Raw genomic sequence first — 18,327 nt, forward strand, 5'->3', positions numbered from 1 at the left:
GCACGAACCGCTTCGACAGCATTACGCGCTTCATCACCGAGCTGGAAGTCGGCAGCGTGAACGTGCGCGAAGTACCGGGCTACCGGCTCGAACTGACGCCGTTCGGCGGCGTGAAGGATTCGGGGCTCGGCTACAAGGAAGGCGTGCAGGAAGCGATGAAGAGCTTCACGAATACGAAGACGTATTCGCTGCCGTGGTAAGTGACGTGTAATGCGGACGCGCCGGCTCGAAGGCCGGCGCGCGGAATGTCCCCCGGCGGGATGCGCCTGCGACGGGCGCCAGGCGACGGTCAATCGTCGTCGTCGTCGCGGTGATGTCGCCGGCCGCGATGCCAGCCGTTGTCGTGCCGGTAGCGGCGATAGCGATATTCGCCGTAGTACGGGCCGTAATAGACCGGCGCAGGCTCGTACACGACGGGCGGCGGCGTGTAGTAGACAGGCGGCGGCGCCTCGATCACCGGCCCCGGCACGCCGAAGTACACGCCGATGTCGGCATGCGCGAACGCACTTGCCGACAGGCAGGCGGCCGCGATGCCGAGCGCACTGGACAACAGGATGCGTTTCATTTGCCGTTCACTCCGCTCGTGGGGGCAAGGCCCGCGAGCAACAGGTTCACCTGTCTTCATGGTACGTAGCGCATGCCGAATGGGTGATACCGCGGTGTCGCTTCTGTAACCGCCGGTAACGAATCGTCGGACGATCGTCGTGCTGCATCGCGACGGATTTCATCTGCGGGATGAGCGTGGCCGGCCGGCGCGTTATTCGACGCGCTCATATCGATAGCCGATTTGCGTTTTTGCCGCGCTTCGACGCGTCGGTAGAATTCGCGGACCTCTCGAACGGCATGCATGTGCCTCGGGAATATTCCCTCCAATCATTCGGGGTCCGCACCATGAAATTCCTTCGTTCCATCCTGGTCGTCGCCATGCTGCAGGCCGTTTCGGTCACGAGCGCTCTGGCTGCCGACGACCTGTCGCAGATCAAGTCGTCCGGCGTGTTCCGGGTCGGTACCGAAGGCACCTACGCGCCGTTCACGTACCACGACGAAACCGGCAAGCTGACGGGCTTCGACGTCGACATCGCGACCGCGATCGCGCAGCGTCTCGGCGTGAAGCCGCAGTTCGTCGAAGGCAAGTGGGACGGGCTGATCGCGGGCCTCGACGTGAACCGCTACGACGCGGTCGTCAACGAAGTGTCGATCACCGACGCGCGCAAGGCGAAATACGATTTCTCGACGCCGTACATCACGTCGCGCGCGGTGCTGATCGTGCGCGCGGACAACACGACGATCCGCTCGTTCGACGATCTCAAGGGCAAGAAATCCGCGAACACGCTGACCAGCAATTTCGGCAAGCTCGCGGCCGCGCACGGCGCAGATGTGGTGCCCGTGCAGGGCTTCAACGAATCGATCGACCTGCTGAGCTCGGGGCGCGTCGACGCGACGATCAACGATTCGCTGTCGTACCTCGATTTCCGCAAGCACAAGCCGGACGCGAAACTGAAGATCGCGGCGACCGACACGGGCGGCGCGAGCGACGCATCGGGCGTGCTGCTGCGCAAGGGCAGCCCCGCGCTGGTGGCGGCGATCGACAAGGCGCTCGCGGACATCAAGGCAGACGGTACCTACGCGAAGATCTCGCAGAAGTATTTCGGTCGCGACGTGTCGCAGCCGTGACGCGAGGTTGAACGATGCCGGCCTGGCTTCACCTGATGGCGGAATCGCTGCGGCCCCTGCTCGTCGCGGGGCTCGTGTTCACGGTGCCGCTCACGCTCGCGTCGTTCGCGATCGGCCTGCTGCTCGCCTTCGGCGCGGCGCTCGTGCGGCTGTTCGGGCCGCGCTGGGCGCAGGCCGCCGTGCGTTTCTACATCTGGCTGTTTCGCGGTTCGCCGCTGCTCGTGCAGCTGTTCGTGATCTTCTACGGCCTGCCGAGCGTCGGCATCGTGCTCGATCCGCTGACGGCCGCCGTGATCGGTTTCTCGCTGAACGTCGGCGCGTACAACGCCGAGGTGATCCGTGGCGTGATCGAATCGATTCCGAAGGGGCAGTGGGAGGCCGCATACTCGATGGCGATGACGCGCCCGCAGGCGCTGCGCCGCGCGATCCTGCCGCAGGCCGCGCGCGTCGCGCTGCCGGCGCTGTCGAATGCGTTCATTTCGCTCGTGAAGGACACCTCGCTCGCGGCGGTGCTGACCGTGCCGGAGATCTTCCAGGCCGCGCAGCGGATCGCGGCCGTGACCTACGAGCCGATGATTCTCTATACGGAAGCCGCGCTGATCTATCTGCTGCTCAGCTCGGTGCTGTCCACGCTGCAGCGTCGCCTCGAAATCCGCTTCGGCCGTCACGCGCTGTTCCAGGCGGAGTGGCGATGATCCGGCTCGAACGCATCGACAAGTCGTTCGGCACGCATCGTGTGCTGCACGGGATCGACCTCGCGTTGCAGCCCGGCAGCGTGACGGCGCTGATCGGGCCGTCCGGCAGCGGCAAGAGCACGCTGCTGCGTTGCGTGAACCTGCTCGAAGTGCCTGAGGCGGGCACGCTGACGGTCGGCGATGCACGCATCGACTTCTCGCCGGCGTACCGGCCGGCGCGCGACGCGGTGTTTGCGGTGCGCCGCCAGACCGGCATGGTGTTCCAGAACTTCCAGCTGTTTCCGCACCTTAGCGTCGTGCAGAACGTGATGGAAGGGCTCGTCACCGTGCAGCGTTGGCCGCGCGAACGGGCCCGCGAACGCGCGCTCGAACTGCTCGAGAAGGTCGGCATCGCGGACAAGGCCGACGCGTGGCCCGGCACGCTGTCGGGCGGCCAGCAGCAACGCGTCGCGATCGCACGTGCGCTCGCGCCGTCGCCGCAGGTGCTGCTGTGCGACGAGCCGACGTCGGCGCTCGATCCGGAGTTGTCGGTCGAAGTGGTCGAGGTGCTGCGCCAGCTCGCGCGCGAAGGCACGACGATGCTGATGGCGACGCACGACCTGCGACTGGCCGCATCGATCGCGCACGACGCGGTGTTTCTCGCAGAGGGCCGCGTCGTCGAGGCCGGTGCGTCGCGCGACCTGTTCGGCGGCCCGCGCGATCCGCGCACCGCGAAGTTCATCTCGACACTCGCGCCGGGCGTGCCGGTGTTCTGACGCGACCCGCGACCAGCATTACCGGCGGCGTCAACCTTGCCCTGATCCGTCGAGCACCGCCGCGACGATCGCCTCCGGCGCATCTTCCTGCACCAGGTGGCCCGCGCGCGGCACCCTGATCAGCTGGCCGTTCGCGATGCGATCGGCCAGCGCCTGCCCCTGTTCGAGCGGAATCCACGCATCGTCCTCGCCCCACACGATGCGCACCGGAAAGTCCGGCGGCGCATAACGCGCCTCGGCTTCCTCGATGTAGCGCTGGCGCATCTGCGCGATCTGGCGATAGAACGCGGCCTGACCGTCGGGTGTGAGCCACGGCGCGCGGTAGATCGACAGCGCGTCGTCGCTCAGCGGCCGGGCGACCGCATTGCCGAGATAGGCCGTCACGAGTGCGTGATGCGCATACGCGGGCAATCCGGTGAAGGCGGCTTCGTGCTGCGCGACGTGGCGCACGAACGGCGAACCCTGCGGCGCGATCGCGACCGGATTCACGAGCGTGAGGTCCGCGTAGGCGATGCCGTCGAGGAAGTGCGCGCGCAGCACGGTTGCGCCGCCGTAGTCGTGCGCGAGCACGCGCGGGCGTGAAATCTTCCACTCATCGAGCATCGCGCCGAACAGCCCGTTCTGGCGGCCGAGCGATACATCCGCGTCCGGCATGTCGGATTGACCGTAGCCGAGCAGGTCGTAGAAGAACACGCGATGACGCCGCGCGAGCCACGGCGCGATCCGGCGCCACACCTGCGACGAAAACGGCGTGCCGTGCACGAGCACGAGCGGCGGGCCTTCGCCGAGCGAGCCCCAGGCAATCCGGTGGCCTTCGAACATGAAGCGATTGGCGAGTTCGAGCATCGGCATCTCCGTGCTAACCTGTTTTGGTTGTTAACAGGTTACTCCGGATCGTCCGGGTGTGAAACCGATAGGTGAAATTAAATGGTTACTCGATACGAGCGTGAGCGACCCGCGCACGAATGGGGTGCGGCCGATTTCGTCGGCGGCCATCCGGCGCTCGACTTCCTCAATACGGTGGCCGACACGGGCAAGACGCGCGACGCGGACAAGCTCGTCGACTGGCCGGCCGTGCATGCGTGGGCCGAACGATCGGGGCTGCTCGCGCCGGCCGATCTGGCGCGGCTTCTGCGTCATGCGCGGCAGGACGGTGCGGACGCATTGGCGGCGCTGCATCGTTTTCGCGAGGATGCGTACGTCGCGATCGCGCACCTGACGGCCGGAAGCGGCGGCGGCACGGCCGGCGCGCGCGCGGCGGACCGGCTCGCCGTCGCGATCCGCGAGGCGATCGGGCGCAGCGCGTTCGATGCGGTCGACGGCCGGTTCGCATGGCGGCCCGACGCGCGCGCCGCGTCGCGCTGGGTCGATGCGGCTGCGCTCGGCTTCGAGCAACTGCTGCGCAGCGACGATTTCGCGCGGGTGCGGCAGTGCGGCCGGTGCACGTGGTTCTTCGTCGATCGCGGCCGCGGCGTCGGGCGCCGCTGGTGCGACATGCGCACGTGCGGGAATCGCGCGAAGGTGGAGGCGTTCAGGGAGCGGTGACGCCCGCGCCGAGCCGGTTGCCGTGCCACGCGGTGCGCGGCCGGCGCGCGAGCGTCATCGAGCGGCTTCGTGCGGCGGGTGTTCCGGCCAGAGCGTCACGGCGATGAACAGCCCGGCGGCGAGGAACGGCGCGCCGATCACGAACAGGATGGCCGTGAGGCCCCAGCGATCCCAGAAGCGGTCGACGATCGCGCGCTCGGGGGTGACGGGGTCGTACAGCACGTTGACCGCTTCACCTTCGTGCAGGCCCGGATGTGACGACGCCGAGCCCTGGGCGAACGTGATCTGGCGTCCGCTGTCGGTCGTGAACGCGACGATCGCCGAATACAGCGACGTGCGCGAGCGGGTCGAGCGCGCGTTTTTAGCGATCTCGACGACATGGCCGGTCGAACGCGCATAGTGGTGGACGATCTGCCACTGACGCAGGCCGGCCGCGCCGGCACCGGCGACGAAGCCCGTGCCGATCGCGATCGGAATCAGCACGATCGCGATATCCCAGCGGCTCCGCGCGTGCTTGCGGGCAGGGCGGGCCGGCGGCGGGGCGGACGACCGGCGGCGGCGTTCGCCGACGATCAGGAGGCCGCCGATCGCGAACGACGCGATGGCGAGCAGCGCCGGCACGGCGGCTGGAAACCAGCGTTGCGCGAAATCGTCGATCAGTGCGGGGCGTTCGGGGTGGGTCGGGTCGAGCCATACCTCGACGTTCTCGCCGATGTCGTAGGCGGGGGCGGTCGATGCGGTATTGCCGGCGACTTCGCGGCGCTGGCCGTCGTTCGCGAGGTACGCGACGATCGGCCGATACGCGCGCATCGCGTCGCTGTCCTGCACGATGCGCACGACGGTGCCCGGCGCCCGAACCAGCTGGCCGGTCGCCTGGCCGGCCGTGACGGCGAGCATGCCAGCCAGCACGAGCAGCAGGACGCCGAGCGCGATTGCGACGAGCGCGTCCTTACCCGGCATGACCGGATCCGGTTCGTGCGTCGCACTGCGGATGCCGGTGTGATCGGGGGAGTGGCGTGTCCCGACGGACTCGCCGATATCGGCGCAACCAGGCTCTCTGAATGGTCGCGTCTCGGTTACATGCTTCCATGTGTGACGTCCCATGTTCTCTCAGTGCCGGCGGGCAAACGGCAGTGCCTGCGCCGGTCGTGTGATATTTGTCGGACGATTCTAGCGGAAACGATGCGGAACGGGCGTGCGGTGGCGTACTGCGAAAGGGGGGGGCGCGCGTCGCGAGTGCGGCGGCGGAAAAGGAAAAAGCCCGGTTAGCTTTCGCTAACCGGGCTTCGGAATTCCTGGTGGGGCGTGAGTGACTCGAACACTCGACCTACGGATTAAGAGTCCGCTGCTCTACCAACTGAGCTAACGCCCCCAACAGAAGAAAGATTATGCATGGGTATTTCGGGTCTTGCAAGCCCTTTCTGCAAATTTCCCAAAATATTTCGTCACGACAACCGCAGCTGTCGGCCCGATAACGAGCGATCGCAGTTTCCGCGCTCCCGGTATGATGACGCCACCGTGTTGCGCGGCGGTCGCGCAACACTTTCTGGGCTTTCGAAGATGGACGAAAACGCAGTCCGCGAATTGCTGGATCGCCTGCTGGCCCCCTGGGTCCGCTCGCTCGGTCTGGTCCCTGTGTCGATCGGCGACGACAGCGTCACGCTGCGCCTGCCGTTTTCCGGCGAATTCCGCCATTCGGGCGGTGTGATCTGCGGCCAGGTGTTCACGGCGGCCGCCGACACCGCAATGGTGGTCGCGATCTCGGTCGCGCTCGGCGAGTTCCGGCCGATGACGACCGTATCGTTGAACACGAACTTCATGCGTCCCGTGCGCAAGGGCGACGTGCTCGTCACCGCGCGCGTGCTGCGGATGGGCCGCAATCTCGTATTCGGCGAAGTCGAGCTGTTCGACGAGGACGGCAAGATGGCGGTCCACGCGACGTCGACCTACGCGCTCATCAGCTGAGCGGCGCGATGTTCGACCAGATCGTCTTCGCGGGCGGCGGCAATCGCTGCTGGTGGCAGGCCGGCTTCTGGGACGTCGTCCAGCCGGCGCTCGGCTTGCGCCCGCGCGTGATCACCGGCATCTCGGCCGGCGCGGCGACCGCGTGCATGCTGTATACGCGCGACGCCGCCTGGGTGATGCGCTATTACGAAGAGGCGCTGCGCCACAACCGGAAGAACGCGTACTGGGGCAACCTGTTCGGGCGCGAGCCCGTGTTTCCGCATTACCGGATTTACCGTCAGGCGCTGCTCGACATCTACGGCGAGCCGTTCGCGCAGCTTGCCGCGGCGCCGGAGATCCGCATCGGCGTGTCGCACGTGCCGCGCTGGCTCGGCGCACGCAGCGCAGTTGCCGCCGGCCTCGTCGCGTACAACATCGAGAAGTACGTGCGCAAGACGCTGCATCCGACACTCGGGCGCACGCTCGGCTTTCGGCCGGAATTCGTGCGCGCGCAGGCCTGCACGCGAGTCGACGAACTCGCCGACCTGATCCTGCAGTCGTCCTGCACGCCGCCGTTCACGCCGGTGCTGCGCCGCGGTGGCCGGCCCGTGCTCGATGGCGGGATGGTCGACAACGTGCCGGTCGACGCGCTCGACCCGGCGCCGGGCGACGTGCTGGTGCTCGTCACGCGGCTGTATCCGCGCCCGCAGATGTTCACGGTCGCGCATGGCGAGCAGCGGCGGCTGTACGTCCAGCCGTCGAGCAAGGTGCCGATTTCGAGTTGGGATTACACGAGCCCGTCGCAGATGCGACATGCGTACGACCTCGGGCGGCGCGACGGCGAGCATTTCCTCACGCGCGTCGACGCGATGACGGGCGGCCGCGTGGCCGCCTGATGGCGGGAATCGGAAAAGCGGGCCGCGCGGCGTGCGCAGCCCGTGCGGTCAGCGCTTGCGGATCGGCGTCAGCGCTTCCGGGTTGGCGACGCTCGACATGTCGCCGTCGTCGAACGCGAGAATGTTCCGGAACGCTGCACTGAAATACAGCTCGTAGCTTTCGCGCTCGACATAGCCGATGTGCGGCGTGCAGATCACGTTTTCCATGCGCAGCAGGCTGTAGCCCTGCAGGATCGGCTCGCTCTCGAACACGTCGATCGCGACCATCCCCGGACGGTTGTGCGACAACGCGTTGACCAGTGCATTTTCCTCGAGCAGTTCGGCGCGGCTCGTGTTGACGAGCAGCGACGTCGGCTTCATCCGCATCAGGTCTTCCTGCTTCACGATCCCGCGCGTGTCGTCATGCATGCGCAGGTGCAGCGACAGCACGTCGCTCTGCTCGAACAGCGCTTCGCGGCTTTCGGCGGCCGTATAGCCGTCGGCGCGCGCGGCCTCGAGCGAATGCTCGCGGCCCCAGATCAGCACGTTCATCCCGAACGCCTTGCCGTAGCCGGCGACGAGCCGGCCGATCTTGCCGTAGCCCCAGATACCGAGCGTCTGGCCGCGCAGCACCTGGCCGAGGCCGAAGTTCGGCGGCATCGCCGACGTCTTCAGGCCCGACTGCTGCCACGCGCCCTGCTTCAGGTTCGCGACGTACTGCGGAATGCGGCGCTGGGCGGCCATTACGAGTGCCCAGGTCAGTTCGGCGGGCGCGACCGGCGAGCCCGTGCCTTCGAGCACCGCGATGCCGCGGTCGGTACAGGCTTCGAGATCGATGTGGCTCGACACGCGGCCGGTCTGGCTGATCATGCGCAGGTTCGGCAGCTTGGCGAGCAGTTGCGACGAAATCGGGGTCCGTTCGCGAATCAGCACGAGCGCCTCGACTTCCGCCAGACGGCTGGCGAGCTGTCCCAATCCGCGCACCGTATTGTTGAAGACCTTTACGTCGTGGTCGGCAAGCATCTCGAAGCAGTTCAGCTTGCGGACGGCGTCCTGGTAGTCGTCGAGGATGGCAATTTTCATGGTGAGCGGGTGTCGCGCGTTGAAAGCGGCGGTGGCGGCGGCGCACGTCGCGCACCCGTCCCGCCCGGCCGGGGCCGACATGATGCTACGTCGGCCGCCTCCATGGTGTCTTTTTAACAGGTTGTTACGCTCCGCCGCAATTGGCGGCAGCCTGACCCGGCGCCGCTTGCGAGACGGGTGGAAGGGTGCGCTGTTGTGTCGCATCAAATACGTCCTTCCTGATTCGGCCACTTACTCGACGAGGTTCACCCAATTGTTGCTCCAATCAGAATAATTGGATCAACTATCCGCAGAAGGCGAGGATTTTTGACTATTTTTATCGTCAACAGGGGCCTTGTTGAGCAACTCTGCATCATTTCCGCTGTCGTAGGAGAATTACGCATTTGCTTCATCTTTTTGAAGTTGTAACAGCGGCAGGAGTCGTTTATGGATCATTTGCAGTCGATGCGCGTGTTCGTCAAGGTTGCAGATCTCGGCAGTTTTGCGCGGGCCGCGAGTGCAATGGATATCTCCAACGCGGTCGCGACGCGTCACGTCGCCGATCTGGAAGGCCGGCTCGGCACGCGTTTGCTGAACCGCACCACGCGCAGCCTTTCCCTGACGGAGTCGGGCCAGGTCTATCTGGAGCGTGCCCGGCAGATCCTCGATGAGCTCGAGGACGTCGAACAGATGGTCGTCGCGCGCAATCACGAGCCGGTCGGCACGCTGCGCATCGTCGCGCCGGTCGTGTTCGGCCTGCATAACCTCGCGCCCGTGTTGCAGTCGTACACGGAGAATTTCCCGAAAGTGGTGCCGGATCTCACGCTGGTCGACCGGCAGGTCGATCTCGTCGAGGAAGGCTTCGACGTCGGCATCGTCGTCACGCGCCAGATGCGCAGCGCGAGCATCGTCACGCGGCGCCTGACTACCGGCTGCATGACCGTGTGCGCGACGCCGAGCTATCTGGAGAAGCACGGCGTGCCGACCCATCCGGAGCATCTCGCCGAGCACCCGAGCCTGAGCCTGCCGACCGAATACTGGGGCGACGAGCGCGTGTTCACGGGTCCGGACGGCGAAGTGCGCGTGCGCCCGACCAACGTGATCGTCGCGAACAACACCGCGATGCTGCGCCAGTTCGCGCTGCTCGGGATGGGGGTCGCGATCCTGCCGAGCTACCTGATCGGCAGCGACATCGCGCGTGGCGCGCTCGTGCGGCTGCTGCCGGATTTCCGGCTGCCGCAGGTCGAGATCAACATCGCTTACCCGAGCCGGCGCCACCTGCCCGCGAAGGTGCGCACGTTCATCGACCACCTCGTCGAGCATTTCAGCCACTCGACCGACGCGATGATGGGCGAGCAGTGGGCCGCGCAGAGCTCTGCGCTGGCGCCGATCGGTGTGGAGACGCGTGCCGAGCAGCCGGAAGCGGCCGACCCGAACCTGTCGCCGCGCCTGCCGCGTTCGTCGCGCACGCGCGTCGCGGTGCCGTCGCCGCTGTAACGGCGCGACGGCCGGGCGGCGGTTGCCGCCGGCACAAAGAAAAAACGCGGATCGAGCGATCGATCCGCGTTTTTTTATGGCTGCCTGCCGGAGCCGGATGCGCCGGGGGAAGCCCCGGCGGCCGGATCGTTACGAGCCGGTCTTGCGCGCCGTCGTTTTGCGAGCGGCCGTCTTGGTCGCGGTCTTGGCGGCGGTCTTGCGAGCCGGTGCCGGTTTCTCTTCGGCGCCTTCCGTCACGGTTTCGGCATCCGTCGTCGCCGATTTTGCCGTCTTCTTCGCGGCGGCGGCCTTCGGCTCCTTCTTCTCGAACTCGAAGCCGATCTTGCCGTCCGGCTGCTTCACGAGGAAGGCCTTGAAGTTGCGGCCCGTGCGCGACGACTTGAAGTTCGGCAGCAGATCCGTGCGGCCGTCGGCCAGCAGCTTGCCCATCTGCTCGCGCGTGATTTCCTGCTGCAGGATCACCTTGCCCGAGCGGAAGTCGCAGGTCTTCGGGTTGGCCACCGAGTGCTCGCACACGTAGCTCATCCCGTGCTCGAACACGCGCCCCTTGCACTTCGGGCACGCGCCGACCGGCTCCTGCGCGGAGAAGTCGGGCGCCTCGCCTTCCTCACCACCCGTGTCCTGGCCGAAATCGAACTCGAGCTTGTAGTTCTTCGTCTCGTCGTCGAAGGACAGCTTGAGGATCGCCGAGAACGGGCGGCCCATCTTGCTGCGGAAGCCGGACAGCGGGCCGATCGTCTTCTCGCGCAGCAGCTCCTCGACTTCCGCAATCTCGAACTGCCGGCTGCCCGGGATCTTCGAGATCGAGAACTCGCACTTCGTGCACGCGAAGCGGCGGTAGTTTTCCTTCACCTGGCCGCCGCAGTTCGGGCACGGCGTCTCGAGCGTCGCGTAATCGCCGGGGATCGTGTCGGAATCGTATTCCTTCGCGCGCTTGACGATCTGCTGCGTCATGCGGGCGATTTCCTGCATGAACGCTTCACGCCCGAGGTTGCCGCGCTCCATCTGCGACAGCTTGTATTCCCATTCGCCGGTGAGCTCGGGCGCGGTGAGTTCCTTCACGCCGAGCCCGCGCAGCAGCGTCATCAGCTGGAATGCCTTCGCGGTCGGGATCAGTTCGCGGCCTTCGCGCACGAGGTATTTCTCGCCGAGCAGGCCTTCGATGATCGCCGCGCGCGTGGCCGGCGTGCCGAGGCCCTTCGCGGCCATCGCCTCGCGCAGCTCGTCGTCCTCGACGAGCTTGCCTGCGCCTTCCATCGCGGACAGCAGCGTCGCTTCCGAGTAGCGTGCGGGCGGTTTCGTGACGAGCGCGACGGCGGCGATTTCGTCCGTCTTCACCTTCTCGTCCTTCTGCACCGGCACGAGGTTCGCATCCGCGCCTTCGGCGTCGCGGCCGTACACCTGCAGCCAGCCCGGCTCGACGAGCACCTTGCCTTCGGTCTTGAAGTGATGGCCGGCGACTTCGGTGATCCGCGTCGTGACGCGGAATTCGGCGGCCGGGAAGAACACGGCGAGGAAGCGCTTCACGACCATGTCGTACAGCTTCTGCTCCGGCTCGGACAGCGACTTCGGCGCCTGCAGCGTCGGGATGATTGCAAAGTGGTCGCTGATCTTCGAGTTGTCGAAGATCCGCTTGTTCGGCTTCACCCAGCCCTTGTCGAGCACCTGCTTCGCATGCGGCAGGTAGTTGTGGCTCTCCTTGAGCATCTCGAGCGTGGACTGGACCGTCGACAGGTAGTCTTCCGGCAGCGCACGCGCGTCGGTACGCGGGTAGGTCAGCACCTTGTGCTTTTCATACAGCGCCTGCGCGAGGCCGAGCGTGTTCTTCGCGGAGAAGCCGAAGCGGCTGTTCGCTTCGCGCTGCAGGCTCGTCAGGTCGAACAGCAGCGGCGACAGTTGCGTCGACGGCTTCGATTCCTCCGAGACCGTGCCGACGTGGTCGCGGCACGCGGCGACGATCGTTTCCGCAGCCGGCAGGCTCCAAAGGCGGGAGTCGCGCTTTTCCGGGTCGAATTCGTCGCGCTTGAATTTCGGGTCGAACCACTTGCCTTCGTAGAAGCCGCCCGCGCAGGCGAATTCGGCCTTCACTTCCCAGTAGTCGCGCGGGATGAAGCGGCGGATTTTCTCTTCGCGTTCGACGACGATCGACAATGTTGGCGTCTGAACGCGACCAACCGTCGTCAGGAAGAAGCCGCCGCCCTTGCTGTTGAACGCGGTCATCGCGCGGGTGCCGTTGATCCCGACCAGCCAGTCGGCTTCGGAGCGGCAGCGTGCGGCGTCGGCGAGCGGCAGCATGTCCGCGTCGCTGCGCAGGTTCGCGAAGCCGTCGCGGATCGCCTGCGGGGTCATCGACTGCAGCCACAGGCGCTGGACCGGCTGCTTCGCCTTCGCGTGCTGCGCGATCAGGCGGAAAATCAGCTCGCCCTCGCGCCCCGCGTCACATGCGTTGATCAGGCGGTCGATATCCTTGCGCTTCAACAGCTTGGTGAGCACCTTGAGGCGCGACTCGCTTTTTGCGATCGGGTTCAGGTCGAAATGCGGGGGGATGACGGGCAGATGCGCGAAGCTCCATTTCCCGCGCTTGACCTCGTACTCTTCCGGGGCGGCGATTTCCAGCAGGTGGCCGACAGCGGACGAAAGGACGAAATCGTCGCTTTCGTAATACTCGTCATGCTTGGTAAAGCCGCCCAAAGCGCGTGCGATGTCGTTCGCGACAGAAGGCTTTTCCGCAATGATCAGTGCTTTGGACATGACAGGTGTGTGTTGGTAGACCGGGTTCGCCGGTTGTGGGTCCCTTTTACGACCGCTTTATAGCACACGCCGCAGCGATGGCGGCTCAGCGTGCAAAAAGCGGCTCATCATAGAGGGGGGCCGCAACGGCGGCAAGCGCCCGGCGCGGCGGGGCGCGCAAACGCGCGCAAAACCACCGGGCCGGCTCGCGAATTCAGGCTTCGACGGTCAGGACGTTGCGCAATTTCGGTGCGTGCGGCGCACCGGGTACCGCGCTCAGGTCGGACAGCATCCGTTCGACGATCGCCGCATGCGGCAGCACCGTGCCGAAGAAGCGGGCGGTGTGGGTATCTTCGATCAGGATCGTCGGGAAGTTCTCGACGTCGAGATCGTCGAGCTGGTCGGCATGCGTTTCGATGTCGATCCAGGCGAAGCAGGCGTCCGGATGCGCGTCGGCGAGCTGGTCGAAGGCCGTCCGGTAGTCGCGGCACGTGCCGCACCACTCGGCGCACAGGCAGGCGACCAGCAACGTGCCGGGATCGGCGAGGCGCTCGGCGATCCGATCCGCATCGGTGTCGAGATTCAGCGCGGGCATGGGTTTCCTTGGGTATCGTCGGCGGCTTGGCCGCCCCTATGCGGGGGAATGTAGCACGCCGTGCACGGGCGGGGTGCGCGCCGCATCAAGCCGCGCGAAGCGTCCACCGGGGAGGCTGGCGACGCGGCCGGCCAGTTCCAGCGCAAGCAGCGCGCGATGCAGCACGTCGTCGGGCAGGCCGCTGTGCTCGGTCAACCATTCGTACGTGACGGGGCCGTATCCCAATGCGGCCAGCACGGCCTGTTCTGACGGGCTGGCGGGCAGCGGTGGCGCCGGCGACGGTGCTTCGTCCCGGACGGGCGCGATGGCTGGAACGGGGTCGCCAGTCTGGATGACCCCGGCAGCGGCGCGCCGAGTGGCGGCTTCGGTTTCGCGGAGGTCGCCGGTGTCCGCGCACGGATGCCCGGAGCCCGCCGCACCGCCCGCCACGCCAGCTTTCGGTTCGCCCAGCCCGTATTCCTCGAGCACGTCGAGCGGCGCCGCCGTCAGCTTCGCGCCGTCGCGGATCAGTGCGTGGCAGCCCTGCGCGAGCGGCGCGTGGATCGAGCCCGGTATCGCGAATACATCGCGCCCCAGTTCGTTCGCGAGCCGCGCGGTGATCAGCGAGCCGGAGCGCGGGGCGGCCTCGACGACGAGCGCGCCGATCGCGAGCGCGGCGATCAGCCGATTGCGCTGCGGGAAGTGTGCAGCGCGGGCGGGTGTGCCGAGCGGCCATTCCGACACGATCGCGCCGTGTGCGGCGATCTCGTGGGCGAGCGTGCGGTGCCGCGCCGGATAGACGAGATCGGCGCCCGTCGCGATCACCGCGACCGTACCCGACCGGCCGTCGAGCCCGCCGCGATGTGCGGCGCCGTCGATCCCGAGCGCGAGGCCCGACACGATCGGCAGCCCGGCGTCGGACAGCTCGCGTGCGAAGCGCGTCGCGTCGGCGTGCCCCTGCGGCGTTGCGTGACGGCTGCCGACCACGGCGAGCGAGCGCGCGTGCAGCAGGTCGAGCCGGCCCTTTACATATAGCAGCGGCGGCGGATCGTGCAGGTCGCGCAGCCGTGGCGGGTAGGTGGGATCGTTGAGCGTGACGAGCGTATTGCCCGGTGCGTCGAGCCAGGCGAGCGCGGCGTCGGTGCGCGCGTCGAGACCGTCGCGCTCGCTCGCGCGCACGGCCAGGGCGGCGGCGGGGCTGGTGACGGCGGCGATGGCCCGGTCGGAGGCGCGCAGCAGCGCGTCCGGCGAGCCGAACGCATCGAGCAGTGCCTGCAGCACGGCGGGGGCGAGGCCGGGCGCATGCGCGAGCTGCAGCCACGCGCGCAGTGCGGAGGTGGTCAGCGCTTGCGGCGACATGAGGCGCCCCTCGAATGCGGTGGCCAGCGGACCGCGTGGCGCCATGATAAAATTTTCATCATCCGAAATACTCGACAGGGCCGCGCGCGCAGGCGCACGGCCGATTGCAGGAGGCATGATCCGCGGCATTGATTCGCCGCGCGTCCGCCTCATCTTCATTGCATCCCGGCAGCAGCGCCAGCCGGCCGGATGGCCGATGCGGCACGCCGCTCCACCGAATACCGAACGCCATGGCTTTACTCAACATTCTTCATTACCCCGACAAGCGGCTGCACAAGGTCGCGAAGCCCGTCGACAAGGTCGACGACCGGATCCGCAAGCTCGTCGCCGACATGGCCGAGACCATGTACGCGGCACCGGGTATCGGCCTTGCGGCCACGCAGGTCGACGTGCACGAGCGCGTGATCGTGATCGACGTCTCCGAGGAGAAGAACGAACTGCGCGCGTTCATCAACCCCGAGATCGTGTGGTCGAGCGACGAGAAGCAGATCTATGAAGAGGGCTGCCTGTCGGTGCCCGGCATCTACGACGAAGTCGAGCGTCCCGATCACGTGCGCGTGCGTGCGCTCAACGAGCAGGGCGAGACCTTCGAACTCGACTGCGAGGGCCTGCTGGCCGTGTGCGTCCAGCACGAGATGGATCACCTGATGGGGCGCGTGTTCGTCGAATACCTGTCGCCGCTCAAGCAGACGCGCATCAAGACGAAGATGAAGAAACTCGAACGCGCGATGTGACGCGCGTTCACCCTGCCCGACCCCGAACGCTGTCATGACCCATACGTTGCGCGTAGTTTTTGCCGGCACGCCGGAATTCGCCGCGGCTGCCCTCGCCGCGATCCACGAGGCCGGTTTTCCGGTGCCGCTCGTGCTCACCCAGCCCGATCGTCCTGCCGGGCGCGGGATGAAACTGCAGGCAAGCGCGGTGAAGCGCTACGCCGTCGAGCACGGGATGCCCGTTGCGCAGCCGCCGTCGCTGCGCCGCGCGGGCAAGTACCCGGCGGAGGCGGCCGATGCGATCGAGCTGCTGCGCACGACCCCGCATGACGTGATGGTGGTCGCCGCATACGGCCTGCTGTTGCCGCAGGAAGTGCTCGACATTCCGCGCGACGGCTGCATCAACATTCACGCGTCGCTGCTGCCGCGCTGGCGCGGCGCCGCGCCGATCCACCGTGCGATCGAGGCCGGCGACGCCGAGACGGGCGTCACGCTGATGCAGATGGATATCGGCCTCGACACCGGCGCGATGATCGAGGAGGCGCGCGTTGCGATCGCGCCCGACGAGACGACCGCGACCCTGCACGACCGGCTCGCTGCCGAAGGCGCGCGACTGATCATCGACGCGCTCGTGCAGCTCGAGCGCGACGGCACGCTGCCCGCGACGCCGCAGCCGGCCGACGGCGTGACCTATGCGGAAAAGATCGGCAAGCACGAAGCGGCGCTCGACTGGCGCAAGCCTGCCGACGTGCTTGCACGCCAGGTGCGTGCGTTCGATCCGTTCCCGGGCGGCGTCGCGACGCTCGACGGCGCGGCGATCAAGCTGTGGGCGGCCGAGCCGGTGGCGGCGCGCGGCGACGCGCTGCCCGGCACGATCGTCGAAGCCGCGCCGGAAGGCGTGGTCGTCGCGTGCGGCAGCGGTGCGCTGCGCGTCACGCAGTTGCAGAAGCCGGGCGGCAAGCGGCTGCCCGCGCGCGAATTCCTGGCCGGCTCGCCGCTCGCCGCGGGCCAGCGTTTCGCGCTGACTGACGTTGCCTGAAGCGGGCTGACTGTCATTCGACACGGCCTGCCGGGCATGCGCAATCGGCCGAACGGCCGAGTCGCGCGGTGCGGCAGGCGCGCGTAGAATTTCCCTGCGCTTTCCGGTTTTGAGGTTTTCATGTTCGGCATCACCCATTTCGGCTTCTTCGTGCTGGCAGTCTTCCTGCTGAACGTCACGCCCGGCCCCGATACGGCTTATATCGTCGGCCGCAGCGTCGCGCAGGGCCGCGGCGCGGGGCTGATGTCGGCACTCGGCATTTCGGCCGGCTGCTGCGTTCACGCGCTCGCCTGCGCATTCGGCCTGACCGCGCTGCTCGCGGCGTCGGCTGCCGCGTTCACGGTGATCAAGCTGGTCGGCGCCGCCTACCTGATCTACCTCGGCGTGCGGATGATCATCGCGAAGCAGGCGGCCGAGCCGTCGGGCACCGCGGCCGCGCAAGCCGCGAAGCCGCTGCGCCAGCTGTTCATGCAGGGCTTCTGGACCAACGTGCTGAACCCGAAGGTCGTGCTGTTCTTCGTGTCGTTTTTCCCGCAGTTCGTGGCGGCCGACAGCCCGCACAAGGCATGGGCGTTCCTGACCCTCGGTGGCGTGTTCGTCGCCATGAGCACGGTGTGGACCAGCCTGGTCGCCTGGGTCGCGGGCAGTGTCACGGCGCGCTTTTCCGGCAAGCCGGGCGTCAGGAAATGGCTCGACCGCACGGTCGGCAGCGCTTTTGTCGGCCTCGGCCTTCGTCTTGCAGCATCGCAACGCTGAGATTGAATTTTTCCGGCAAGACCTTATCTAACAAATCGCTTACAATTTTCCGCCGCGCCCTTTGATGTGCGGCGGGTCCCCTGACGGATAAGGAGTGGGTATGTTCAATTGGGTCAAAACGGCGATGCTGATGGCCGCGATCACGGCCCTGTTCATCGTGATCGGCGGGATGATCGGCGGCTCGCGTGGCATGACGATTGCGCTGCTGTTCGCGCTCGGCATGAATTTCTTCTCTTACTGGTTCTCGGACAAGATGGTGCTGCGCATGTACAACGCGCAGGAAGTCGACGAGAACACGGCGCCGCAGTTCTACCGGATGGTGCGCGAGCTGGCCACGCGCGCGAACCTGCCGATGCCGCGCGTCTACCTGATCAACGAGGATGCGCCGAACGCGTTCGCGACGGGCCGCAACCCCGAGCATGCGGCGGTTGCCGCGACCACGGGCATCCTGCGCGTGCTGTCGGAGCGCGAGATGCGCGGCGTGATGGCGCACGAACTCGCGCACGTGAAGCACCGCGACATCCTGATCTCGACGATCACCGCGACGATGGCGGGCGCGATCTCGGCAATCGCGAACTTCGCGATGTTCTTCGGCGGGCGCGACGAGAACGGCCGGCCGGCCAACCCGATCGCGGGTATCGCGGTCGCGCTGCTCGCGCCGATCGCAGGCGCCTTGATCCAGATGGCGATTTCGCGGGCACGCGAGTTCGAGGCCGATCGCGGCGGCGCGCAGATTTCCGGCGATCCGCAATCGCTCGCGACCGCGCTCGACAAGATTCATCGCTATGCGGCGGGCATTCCGTTCCAGGCGGCCGAGCAGCATCCGGCCACCGCGCAGATGATGATCATGAACCCGCTGCACGGCGGCGGCCTGCAGAATCTGTTCTCGACGCACCCGGCCACCGAGGAGCGCATCGCGCGCCTGATGGAGATGGCGCGCACCGGCCGCTTCGATTAAGCCACGGCACACCGTGCGGCAGTTGCCGCGCGGGGCCGTCATGCCACCCCGCACGCTTCGCGCTGCGGGGTGTTTCATTTGTGTGTGCCGTAAAGGGGCCAAAGGGCCTGCTGCGTCGCACGCTACAATGCCCGGTTTGGGATCGCAGGGC

At 67.0% G+C, this 18,327-nt stretch carries 19 protein-coding genes and 1 tRNA gene; 12 read left to right on the top strand and 8 right to left on the bottom strand.

Translation table 11 applies throughout. The features are described 5' to 3' along the window. Positions 1–200, top strand: a 200-nt coding sequence (locus tag G3N61_RS26985; protein WP_205824022.1) for an aldehyde dehydrogenase family protein, incomplete at its 5' end; no start/stop codon positions are given. 89 nt (positions 201–289) lie between these two features. Here the strand turns inward: G3N61_RS26985 and G3N61_RS26990 are convergent. Then, on the bottom strand, positions 290–565 hold the full coding sequence (locus tag G3N61_RS26990; protein WP_205824023.1) for a hypothetical protein: 276 nt from the start codon (positions 563–565) through the stop codon (positions 290–292). Between the two features lie 326 nt (positions 566–891). Between G3N61_RS26990 and G3N61_RS26995 the strand changes: the two genes are divergently transcribed. From G3N61_RS26995 to G3N61_RS27005, 3 genes are read left to right on the top strand one after another with little or no spacing between them, the layout of a single operon-like run. Then, positions 892–1,674, top strand: coding sequence for an amino acid ABC transporter substrate-binding protein (locus tag G3N61_RS26995; RefSeq protein ID WP_043185191.1), 783 nt, complete (start codon positions 892–894; stop codon positions 1,672–1,674). A 14-nt stretch (positions 1,675–1,688) separates the two neighbouring features. Then, positions 1,689–2,369, top strand: coding sequence for an amino acid ABC transporter permease (locus tag G3N61_RS27000; protein ID WP_043184753.1), 681 nt, complete (start codon positions 1,689–1,691; stop codon positions 2,367–2,369). After that, a complete protein-coding gene (locus tag G3N61_RS27005; RefSeq protein ID WP_089451450.1) occupies positions 2,366–3,124 on the top strand; it encodes an amino acid ABC transporter ATP-binding protein in 759 nt (252 codons plus the stop codon). The genes G3N61_RS27000 and G3N61_RS27005 overlap by 4 nt, the downstream gene beginning before the upstream one ends. Before the next feature lie 30 nt (positions 3,125–3,154). Here G3N61_RS27005 and G3N61_RS27010 read toward each other — a convergent pair whose 3' ends face one another. Continuing rightward, a complete protein-coding gene (locus G3N61_RS27010) occupies positions 3,155–3,970 on the bottom strand; it encodes an alpha/beta fold hydrolase (protein WP_043185187.1) in 816 nt (271 codons plus the stop codon). A gap of 81 nt (positions 3,971–4,051) precedes the next feature. On the opposite strand from G3N61_RS27010, the gene G3N61_RS27015 reads away from it, so the two are divergent. Beyond that, positions 4,052–4,669, top strand: a complete 618-nt coding sequence (locus tag G3N61_RS27015) for a CGNR zinc finger domain-containing protein (protein WP_205824024.1) — start codon at positions 4,052–4,054, stop codon at positions 4,667–4,669. A 54-nt stretch (positions 4,670–4,723) separates the two neighbouring features. On the opposite strand, the gene G3N61_RS27020 is transcribed toward G3N61_RS27015, so the two are convergent. Then, positions 4,724–5,773 (bottom strand): DUF3592 domain-containing protein, encoded by a 1,050-nt coding sequence (locus tag G3N61_RS27020; RefSeq protein ID WP_205824025.1) that lies wholly within the window; start codon positions 5,771–5,773, stop codon positions 4,724–4,726. Positions 5,774–5,965: 192 nt separating this feature from the next. Beyond that, positions 5,966–6,041 (bottom strand) — tRNA-Lys (locus tag G3N61_RS27025). Positions 6,042–6,229: 188 nt separating this feature from the next. On the opposite strand from G3N61_RS27025, the gene G3N61_RS27030 reads away from it, so the two are divergent. Then, the gene (locus tag G3N61_RS27030; RefSeq protein ID WP_043184748.1) at positions 6,230–6,634 is read left to right on the top strand and encodes a PaaI family thioesterase; all 405 of its coding nucleotides are present in this window, start codon (positions 6,230–6,232) and stop codon (positions 6,632–6,634) included. An 8-nt stretch (positions 6,635–6,642) separates the two neighbouring features. Then, positions 6,643–7,509 (top strand): patatin-like phospholipase family protein, encoded by an 867-nt coding sequence (locus G3N61_RS27035; protein WP_089451447.1) that lies wholly within the window; start codon positions 6,643–6,645, stop codon positions 7,507–7,509. A gap of 48 nt (positions 7,510–7,557) precedes the next feature. Here G3N61_RS27035 and G3N61_RS27040 read toward each other — a convergent pair whose 3' ends face one another. Continuing rightward, positions 7,558–8,571 carry a D-2-hydroxyacid dehydrogenase family protein gene (locus tag G3N61_RS27040; protein WP_043184746.1) on the bottom strand — a complete coding sequence of 338 codons (1,014 nt, stop codon included), beginning with the start codon at positions 8,569–8,571 and terminating at the stop codon, positions 7,558–7,560. 426 nt (positions 8,572–8,997) lie between these two features. On the opposite strand from G3N61_RS27040, the gene G3N61_RS27045 reads away from it, so the two are divergent. Continuing rightward, positions 8,998–10,047 (top strand): LysR family transcriptional regulator, encoded by a 1,050-nt coding sequence (locus G3N61_RS27045; RefSeq protein ID WP_043184745.1) that lies wholly within the window; start codon positions 8,998–9,000, stop codon positions 10,045–10,047. Between the two features lie 129 nt (positions 10,048–10,176). Here the strand turns inward: G3N61_RS27045 and G3N61_RS27050 are convergent, their stop codons facing one another. The 3 genes from G3N61_RS27050 to dprA form a co-directional block, all read right to left on the bottom strand. Then, positions 10,177–12,798: a DNA topoisomerase III gene (locus tag G3N61_RS27050; RefSeq protein ID WP_043184744.1), complete on the bottom strand. Its 2,622-nt coding sequence runs from the start codon at positions 12,796–12,798 to the stop codon at positions 10,177–10,179. A 193-nt stretch (positions 12,799–12,991) separates the two neighbouring features. Beyond that, on the bottom strand, positions 12,992–13,372 hold the full coding sequence (locus G3N61_RS27055; protein WP_021159864.1) for a thioredoxin family protein: 381 nt from the start codon (positions 13,370–13,372) through the stop codon (positions 12,992–12,994). Positions 13,373–13,408: 36 nt separating this feature from the next. Then, positions 13,409–14,755: a DNA-processing protein DprA gene (gene dprA, locus G3N61_RS27060; RefSeq protein ID WP_241017927.1), complete on the bottom strand. Its 1,347-nt coding sequence runs from the start codon at positions 14,753–14,755 to the stop codon at positions 13,409–13,411. A 185-nt stretch (positions 14,756–14,940) separates the two neighbouring features. Between dprA and def the strand changes: the two genes are divergently transcribed. The 4 genes from def to htpX all read left to right on the top strand — a co-directional run bounded on the left by def (position 14,941) and on the right by htpX (position 18,176). Beyond that, positions 14,941–15,444, top strand: a complete 504-nt coding sequence (gene def / locus G3N61_RS27065) for a peptide deformylase (protein WP_011353573.1) — start codon at positions 14,941–14,943, stop codon at positions 15,442–15,444. 34 nt (positions 15,445–15,478) lie between these two features. Beyond that, the gene (gene fmt / locus G3N61_RS27070; protein ID WP_205824027.1) at positions 15,479–16,462 is read left to right on the top strand and encodes a methionyl-tRNA formyltransferase; all 984 of its coding nucleotides are present in this window, start codon (positions 15,479–15,481) and stop codon (positions 16,460–16,462) included. Positions 16,463–16,582: 120 nt separating this feature from the next. Beyond that, positions 16,583–17,218 carry a LysE family translocator gene (locus tag G3N61_RS27075; protein WP_205824028.1) on the top strand — a complete coding sequence of 212 codons (636 nt, stop codon included), beginning with the start codon at positions 16,583–16,585 and terminating at the stop codon, positions 17,216–17,218. A gap of 100 nt (positions 17,219–17,318) precedes the next feature. Then, positions 17,319–18,176 carry a zinc metalloprotease HtpX gene (gene htpX, locus G3N61_RS27080; RefSeq protein WP_011353570.1) on the top strand — a complete coding sequence of 286 codons (858 nt, stop codon included), beginning with the start codon at positions 17,319–17,321 and terminating at the stop codon, positions 18,174–18,176. Positions 18,177–18,327 lie beyond the last annotated feature (151 nt).

The sequence above is a fragment of the Burkholderia sp. Ac-20349 genome (genome assembly GCF_017104865.1).
In the GTDB taxonomy this organism is placed as follows: Bacteria; Pseudomonadota; Gammaproteobacteria; order Burkholderiales; family Burkholderiaceae; genus Burkholderia; species Burkholderia aenigmatica.

Excerpts from the sequence above, each read along its gene's own strand:
- htpX (WP_011353570.1), top strand. The coding sequence starts at position 17,319 with ATGTTCAATTGGGTCAAAACGGCGATGCTGATGGCCGCGATCACGGCC.
- fmt (WP_205824027.1), top strand. The coding sequence starts at position 15,479 with ATGACCCATACGTTGCGCGTAGTTTTTGCCGGCACGCCGGAATTCGCC.
- G3N61_RS26990 (WP_205824023.1), bottom strand. The coding sequence starts at position 565 with ATGAAACGCATCCTGTTGTCCAGTGCGCTCGGCATCGCGGCCGCCTGC.
- G3N61_RS27050 (WP_043184744.1), bottom strand. The coding sequence starts at position 12,798 with ATGTCCAAAGCACTGATCATTGCGGAAAAGCCTTCTGTCGCGAACGAC.
- G3N61_RS26995 (WP_043185191.1), top strand. The coding sequence starts at position 892 with ATGAAATTCCTTCGTTCCATCCTGGTCGTCGCCATGCTGCAGGCCGTT.
- G3N61_RS27055 (WP_021159864.1), bottom strand. The coding sequence starts at position 13,372 with ATGCCCGCGCTGAATCTCGACACCGATGCGGATCGGATCGCCGAGCGC.
- dprA (WP_241017927.1), bottom strand. The coding sequence starts at position 14,755 with ATGGCGCCACGCGGTCCGCTGGCCACCGCATTCGAGGGGCGCCTCATG.
- G3N61_RS27020 (WP_205824025.1), bottom strand. The coding sequence starts at position 5,773 with ATGGGACGTCACACATGGAAGCATGTAACCGAGACGCGACCATTCAGA.
- G3N61_RS27005 (WP_089451450.1), top strand. The coding sequence starts at position 2,366 with ATGATCCGGCTCGAACGCATCGACAAGTCGTTCGGCACGCATCGTGTG.
- G3N61_RS27030 (WP_043184748.1), top strand. The coding sequence starts at position 6,230 with ATGGACGAAAACGCAGTCCGCGAATTGCTGGATCGCCTGCTGGCCCCC.
- G3N61_RS27000 (WP_043184753.1), top strand. The coding sequence starts at position 1,689 with ATGCCGGCCTGGCTTCACCTGATGGCGGAATCGCTGCGGCCCCTGCTC.
- G3N61_RS27015 (WP_205824024.1), top strand. The coding sequence starts at position 4,052 with ATGGTTACTCGATACGAGCGTGAGCGACCCGCGCACGAATGGGGTGCG.
- G3N61_RS27045 (WP_043184745.1), top strand. The coding sequence starts at position 8,998 with ATGGATCATTTGCAGTCGATGCGCGTGTTCGTCAAGGTTGCAGATCTC.
- G3N61_RS27010 (WP_043185187.1), bottom strand. The coding sequence starts at position 3,970 with ATGCTCGAACTCGCCAATCGCTTCATGTTCGAAGGCCACCGGATTGCC.
- G3N61_RS27040 (WP_043184746.1), bottom strand. The coding sequence starts at position 8,571 with ATGAAAATTGCCATCCTCGACGACTACCAGGACGCCGTCCGCAAGCTG.
- G3N61_RS27075 (WP_205824028.1), top strand. The coding sequence starts at position 16,583 with ATGTTCGGCATCACCCATTTCGGCTTCTTCGTGCTGGCAGTCTTCCTG.
- def (WP_011353573.1), top strand. The coding sequence starts at position 14,941 with ATGGCTTTACTCAACATTCTTCATTACCCCGACAAGCGGCTGCACAAG.
- G3N61_RS27035 (WP_089451447.1), top strand. The coding sequence starts at position 6,643 with ATGTTCGACCAGATCGTCTTCGCGGGCGGCGGCAATCGCTGCTGGTGG.